Annotated in this window: 1 protein-coding gene and 2 pseudogenes; all 3 read left to right on the top strand. The window is 65.9% G+C overall.

Annotated features, from left to right (window positions below; all coding sequences use genetic code 11):
• Window positions 1-415 precede the first annotated feature (415 nt).
• The gene (locus EA346_RS13560) at window positions 416-1741 is read left to right on the top strand and encodes a citrate synthase (protein WP_296759498.1); all 1326 of its coding nucleotides are present in this window, start codon (window positions 416-418) and stop codon (window positions 1739-1741) included.
• Between the two features lie 500 nt (window positions 1742-2241).
• Window positions 2242-3291, top strand: a pseudogene (locus tag EA346_RS13555) (efflux RND transporter periplasmic adaptor subunit); the annotation flags it as partial.
• A 125-nt stretch (window positions 3292-3416) separates the two neighbouring features.
• Window positions 3417-6518 (top strand): annotated as a pseudogene (locus EA346_RS13550) (efflux RND transporter permease subunit); the annotation flags it as partial.
• Window positions 6519-7156 lie beyond the last annotated feature (638 nt).

Below are 7156 nucleotides of genomic sequence, written 5' to 3'. Positions count from 1 at the left end.
TCGGTCACGATGCGGCTGCGGCGGTTGTCTGGTGCCATGGTGCTCCCGTTGCGGTCAGTTCAAGGGATCAGCAGAAGTATGTCCATATCGGTGGGATCGCCTGTCGGGCCCGATGTTCCGCCGCCGGGTGCGTCCGGTCTGGCTGGGCGGTGCTCTTACGCGCCGAGCGGGGACCATATCATCTCGACCCAATACTCGGCATGCGCCCCTGCGGCACGCCGCGGGATGGTGACCGCAACGTGCGGCGACCCCTGTAAATACGTCGGGATTCCCTGAAGACCGCAGTGAACCGTATTCTTGGTGTTCAAGTGCTGCGTTCCTTCCCGGCCGGGCGGGCAGTACCATGGCCTGGTGCACACCGATCCCTGCATGGCGCCAGCAGTCTTCTTTCCCTCACGAGCGGGAGTACCGCACCATGAACGAGTCCGCGAATTCCAACCCCAGCCCCCTGGGGCCGGCCAGCCTGACTCTGGCTGGACACTCCTACAGCTTGCCGGTCATCGAGGGCAGCGAGGGCGAGCGCGCGATCGATATCGGCAGTCTCCGGGCGCAGACCGGGCACATCACGCTCGATCCCGGGTATGGCAACACGGGTAGCTGCGAGAGTGCGATCACCTTCATCGACGGGGACGCGGGCATCCTGCGTTACCGCGGCATCCCCATCGAACAGTTCGTTGATAGCCCGACCTTCATCGAGGTTGCACTGCTGCTGATCTACGGGCACCTGCCCAGTCAGGAGGAGTACGAGCGCTTTTCCGAAGATCTGACGCGCTTCGCCAACATCGACGAGGGCATGAAGCACCAGTTCGAGGGCTTCCCGCGCTCGGCACCGCCGATGGCGATTCTGTCGGCAATGCTCAACGCCCTGTCCTGTTATCACCCCGAACTGCACGAACTCGAGGACGAGGCGGAGCTGCACCACGCGGCCGCGCGCCTGATCAGCAAGATCCGCACGATCGCCGCCTATGCATTCCGGCACTCCAGGGGGCTGCCGTACATCTACCCAGATCCCGGTCTGCGGTATGTCCCGAACCTCCTGCACATGATGTTCTCGCTTCCCTACCAGCAATACGTGTGTCCGAATGTCGTGCGCAAGGCGTTGAACCTGATCCTGATGCTGCACGCGGATCACGAGCAGAACTGTTCCACGTCGACCGTACGCATGGTGGGCTCGAGTGGTGCCAATCTGTTCGCCTCCTGCGCTGCGGGCGTCTCGGCGCTTTGGGGTCCCCTGCATGGGGGCGCCAATGTCGCCGTGCTGGAGATGCTGGAGCAGATTCACCGGGGGAACATCACGCCCGAGGATTACGTGAAGCTGGCCAAGGAGAAGGAGAGCAAGGTTCGGCTGATGGGATTCGGTCACCGCGTGTACAAGAACTTCGATCCGCGCGCGCTGATGCTGCAGAAGGTGGCCGAGGAACTGGTGCCGATGCTGAGTGGCAACGATCCGCTATTGGACATCGCGCGCCGGCTCGAGGACATCGCCCGGTCCGACCCGTATTTCATCGAGCGCAACCTGTATCCCAACGTGGACTTCTACAGCGGCATTCTGTTGCGGGCCATTGGCATTCCGACCAACATGTTCACGGTGATCTTCGCCATAGGGCGCTTGCCTGGATGGATCGCGCACTGGTGGGAACAGAACCAGACCGTGGGCGGGCGGATCGCACGGCCACGGCAGATCTACACCGGCCCTACGCTCTCCGATTACATTCCGATCGAGGAACGCGGACAGGGGTAGGGGGGCGCTCTGACGCGTTGCCGGACTGCGGTTTCCTACGCGTTTGGCCGCGAGTGAGACGGCGCCGGGTGGGCTCGCGTGCAGGCGTTCCGTACCGATGGCGTGGTCGGATTCAGCGGACACGTCGAGCATGGCCCACTAGGGTCAGGCGCAAGGGTGCGGACAAAGCCTCTTCTTCGGAGCGAGCGCCGAACGCAGGTGTCGGCATCAGCGGGGAGCAGGCACCCGCCATAGAAAAGCTGCTTGGTACTTTTTATACTCCCTGCGACCTCGTCAGCGAGGCCAGCGGGTCCGATTTCATCGCCACCGGCATCCGCTACCACTACTGAGTCGCGCGGGCGAGGGCAGGAGTGTCGACGGCTCGGTCGATCCGCGACGGGTCGACCGTCTACCCGACGACCCTTCACCAGCCAGGTCTCCACCGCCTGGAGGCGGCTCGGTGGGTGGTTCGGATGACAAGGCCGGCAACGCACCGGTTGCCGGCAAACCATGGTGAGCGCATGCCTGCATTCAAACCCTGGTACCGTCCAATCGCCGTTCTCGGGGTCATTCTGCTGGCGGTAATCTGGATCGCCTCGGGGGTCCTGACCCGGGAGCCACCGGAGCCGACCGAGGCGCCGGAATGGGAGCCGATGCGGGTGCTGGTCGAGGACCGCGTGGCCCAGCCGGTGGAGCAGCTCCTGATCCTGCAGGGCCGGATCGAACCCCATCTGCGCGTGATGGTGCGGGTGGAGACGGCGGGTCAGGTGGAGCGTTGGGCGGTGGTGGCCGGGACGGTCGTCGACCCGGGCGATGAACTCGCCACGCTGGCGATGGACGACCGGGAGGCCCGGCGCCGGCAGGCCATCGCTCGCCTGCGGGGCCGCCAGAGCGAGTTCCAGGCGACCCAGCGGCTGGTCGAGAATCAGCATGTGCCGGAGATCGATCTGGAGGTCGCGGAGGCGGAACTCGAGGCGGCGCGTGCAGAACTCGAGGCGATCGAACTGGAGATCCGCCATACCCGAATCCGGGCGCCGATCCCGGGTGTGCTCGAGCAACGCCTGGCGGAACGCGGCGAGTTTCTGTCGATCGGGGACGCGGTGGGGGAGGTGATCAGCAACGACCCGTTGCTGGCCGTGGTGCAGGTACCCCAGCACCAGATCGGACGGATGTCGCTGGGCCTGCCCGCCCGGATTCGTCTGGCCGACGGCCGCCGTGCCGAGGGGATCGTGCGCTTCGTCGGCACAGTGGCCGCGCCCGAGACCCGAACCTTTCGTGTGGAGATCGAGATCCCCAATCCCGAGCGTGCATTGCCCTCCGGGATCAGCGCACGCGTCGAGATCCCCACGGATACGGTGCTCGCCCACCGGGTCTCGCCGGCGATCATCAGTCTCGATCAGGCCGGGCGCGTCGGTGTGAAGACCGTCGACGCGGAGGATCGGGTCGTGTTTCATTCGATCGAGGTGGTTCGGACCGAGCCGGAGGGAGTCTGGATCACCGGAGCGCCGTACGAGGCGCGCCTGATCACGGTCGGGCAGGGCTTCGTGATGGCCGGTGAACAGGTACGCCCCGAGCTGCAGAATGAGGGACAAAACCAGGTGCAAGACGCGCCGAACCGGACCACTTCGGGCCCCGCGGAACCTGACCTGAGTCCTTTGCACCATGCGGCCGATGACGGCCCATCCGGGATCGATCGGTGAATGCCGGCATCGCCTGGGCGGTGGCCCACGCCCGGACGGTGCTGCTGGCCCTGTTTTTGTTGCTGGTCATGGGCGGCACCACGTATGTGATCATCCCCAAGGAGGCGGCTCCGGACATCGATATCCCCATCTTCTTTGTCACCGTGGCCTATCCCGGGGTCAGCCCCGAGGACGCCGAACGCTTGATGCTGCGGACGCTGGAGCGGGAATTGCTCGCCATTGCCGGCATCGACGAAAGCCGCTCCTGGGCCGGCGACGGCTTCGCGATGATGCGTATCGACTTCGAGCCGGGCTGGGACAATCGCCAGGCGCTGTCCGACCTGCGCGACGAGGTGGACCAGCTGCGCCCCGAGCTGCCCGACGGCGCCGAGGAACCGACGGTGCTGGAGGTCGATATCTCGCTGTTTCCGATCCTGATCGCCAACCTGTCCGGGCCAATCGAGGAACGCGCCCTGGCGCGCCTCGCACGGGAACTCCGCGACGAGATCGAGGCCTTGCCCGGCATCCTGGAGGTGGATATCGGCGGCATGCGCGAGGACCTGATGGAGGTGCTCGTCGATCCGCTGATGCTCGAGACCTACGAACTGCAATTCGATCGCCTCACCGAGGCGATCGAGCGCAACAACGTGCTGGTGGCCGCCGGCGCCGTCGATACCGGAGTGGGGCGGATTGCGCTGCGTGTGCCCGGGACCATCGAGGACGTCGAGGATGTGCTGAACACGGTGGTGCGGGTGGACGACGACGCCGTCGTGCGGGTGCGCGATGTGGCCGAGGTGCGCCAGGCCCTGAAAGATCCGGAGACCTTTGCCCGGATCAACGGGCAGCCCTCGATGGCCCTGGAGATTCGCAAGCAGGTAGGCGTGAATGTGATCGATCTGGTTGCCGAGGTTCGGGCTCTGATCGATGAGGCCCAGGCGCAGGCGGACTGGCCGGCCGCGGTGGAGGTGACCTACCTGCAGGATCAGGCCCAGGATGTCGAGGACTTGCTCGGGGATCTGGAGAGCAACGTGATCACGGCGATCCTGGTGGTGACGCTGGTGATCCTCGCGATCATGGGGCTCCGGGGGGCGTTGCTGGTCGGGCTGATGATCCCGGGTGCCTTTCTGACCGGGATCCTGGTGATCTACCTGTTGGGCTTCACGCTGAACATCGTCGTGCTGTTCGGTCTGATCCTGGTGGTGGGCATGTTGGTGGACGGCGGAATCGTGGTGACCGAACTCGCCGATCGGAACATCGCCGAGGGTCAATCCCGGGAGGCGGCCTTCCGCAATGCGGCGCAGCGCATGGCGTGGCCGATCACCGCCGCGATCTTCACCACGCTCGCGGTCTTCGCTCCGATGCTGTTCTGGCCGGGGATGGTGGGGGAGTTCATCGTCTACCTGCCGGCGACGGCGATCATCACTCTGCTGGCATCCCTGGTCATGGCGCTGGTCTTTCTTCCGACGCTCGGCAGCGTCATCGGCGCGGGGAGCGCCACCAGCCCGCAACAGCGCCGCCAGGTGCGCGCGGCCGAAGCCGGGCGCCATGACGAGTTACATGGCGTGACCGGGCGCTACATCCGGGTGCTGCGGGTGCTGCTGGCGCATCCGGGCCTGACCGCCCTCGGCACCCTGGGGGTGCTGTTGCTCGCCTATGCGCTGTACCTGGTCCAGGGCCACGGCGTCGAGTTCTTTCCCGAGGTGGAGCCGGACTTCGCGCAGATCCAGGTGCAGGCCCGGGGGGATCTGTCGGTCTGGGAGGCCGATGCCCTGGTGCGTCAGGTCGAGCGCGCGGTGCAGGACATCCCGGAGATCGCGGTGATCTACGGGCGGACCATTGGTACCGCCCTCGAGCGCCTGCAGGGCGACTATGCCGAGGATGTGATCGGCGTCATCCAGCTGGAGTTCACGCACTGGCGAATCCGTGACCCGGCCAGCGAGGTGATCGAACGCATCCGGTCGCGGGTTGAGCCCCTGCCCGGGCTGCGCCTGCAGATCCTCACCCAGGAGCGCGGACCCGGCGAGGGCAAGCCGATCGAGATCGAGGCCAGCAGCCGCACCCCGGAGGCGATCCCGCCGGTGATTAGGGCTGTTCGCGAGGCGATGCGCGACGTAGGCGGCTTCGTCGATGTGGAGGACGATCTGCCGGTGCCGGGCGTGGAGCTCGAGGTCCGCTTCAACCGGGAAGAGGCCGCCCGCTTTGGAGTGGACGTGTCGCTCCTCGGACAGGGGGTGCGTCTGCTCACCGACGGCGTCCTGCTCGGCACCTTTCGCCCACCCTTCACCGACGAGGAGGTGGATATCCGGCTGCGTCTGCCTCCCGATCAACGTCACCTCCAGAACCTGGCCAACCTCAGCCTGACCACGCCGCAGGGGCTGGTTCCGCTGGCGAATTTTTCGGAACTGGTGCCGGTGCCAGCGGAGGGGCTGATCAAGCGCCGGGATGGCCGCCGGGCCTATACCATCGAAGCGGACGTGGCAGCCGGCCTGCTGGTCGATCAGCAGGTGAGCCGACTGCGCGGCGTGCTGGATCAAATGCAGCTGGATCCCGAGGTTCAGATCCGCTTTCGCGGCGAGATCGAGGAACAGGAAGAGACCGGGGCCTTTTTGTTGGCAGCCTTCGGTCTCTCGATCTTTTTGATGCTGCTGATGCTGGTCACCCAGTTCAACCGCTTCAGCCAGGCCGGGCTGGTGCTCTCGGCGATCGTGTTTTCCACTGCGGGGGTGTTGCTGGCCCTGCTGGTGCGCGGTGAGCCCTTCGGGATCGTGATGAGCGGGATCGGCGTGTTGGCTCTGGCTGGCATCGTGGTCAACAACAATATCGTGCTGATCGACAACTACAACGAAAAGCGCGGCTGGGGCCTGCATCCGCACGAGGCGGCCCTGCGCGCCGCCGCACAGCGTCTGCGGCCGGTGGTGCTGACTGCCGTGACCACCATTCTCGGCCTGATGCCGATGGTACTGACCTGGACCGTCGACTTCGCCGGCCGGGACTTTTATGTCGGCGCGCCCTCCACGCAGTACTGGGTGCAATTGGCCACCACCGTCGCCGGCGGTCTGCTGTTCGCGACGCCATTTACCTTGTTGTTCACCCCGGTCGTGTTGGTCTGGTTCGACCGCAAGCAGTCCGGACGCTCCGGGCCCGACCCCGACTCCGACTCGGGTCAAGACCCTGGTCCCGGTCACGGCCCCAGTCCCGGCGGCGACCCTGGGCCGGACCCCGGGGCCCGACCGGCCCGCGCGGCCGGACCGAGGCACACAGCCCAAGCCGCCCGATACGGGGCCTGGGCCTAGTGGACCATGCGAAAAGTTCGGTATCCGATCGCGCCCCGGGCCGCGGAACCGACCTGCCGGGAATATTGGGCGAGGACACCGCGCCGGCATCGTGGCGGCGGCGGATGACACTGGCGCCGCCGCTGTTTCAGTTCGGGCTCGGAGAGATTCCGGGGATTCGTTGTTCTCCTCGGCGCTGCGCGGTCTGGACGGATCCCACGATGGCCGAGGGAGACTTTTTTGTGCTGGCACCGGGGCCTTTCCACTGGGAACCGTGTGGGGCCCGGAGTACCAAAACTGGCAGATACCATACCCTTTTTGTTACTTTGATTTTCCCTCGAATGAGCCACTCAGGAGAGAACCATGCGCCGAACCCTGATCGCCACCGCCGCCACTCTGCCTTTCCTGGCCATGGCCGGCGAGCCTCTGATGGTCGACCCGGAGCGTAACGTTTACATCCCCGGCGCCGACCTCGACCACGGCAC

Origin of the sequence: Thioalkalivibrio sp., from assembly GCF_007692535.1 — a bacterium.
Taxonomy (GTDB): Bacteria; Pseudomonadota; Gammaproteobacteria; order Ectothiorhodospirales; family Ectothiorhodospiraceae; genus Thioalkalivibrio.
The sequence above is the reverse complement of the archived record's forward strand: the minus strand, read 5'-3'. Positions and strand labels throughout refer to the sequence as shown.

What these genes read in the sequence shown, in the direction of transcription:
- EA346_RS13560 (WP_296759498.1), top strand. Translation starts at nt 416, where the DNA reads ATGAACGAGTCCGCGAATTCCAACCCCAGCCCCCTGGGGCCGGCCAGC.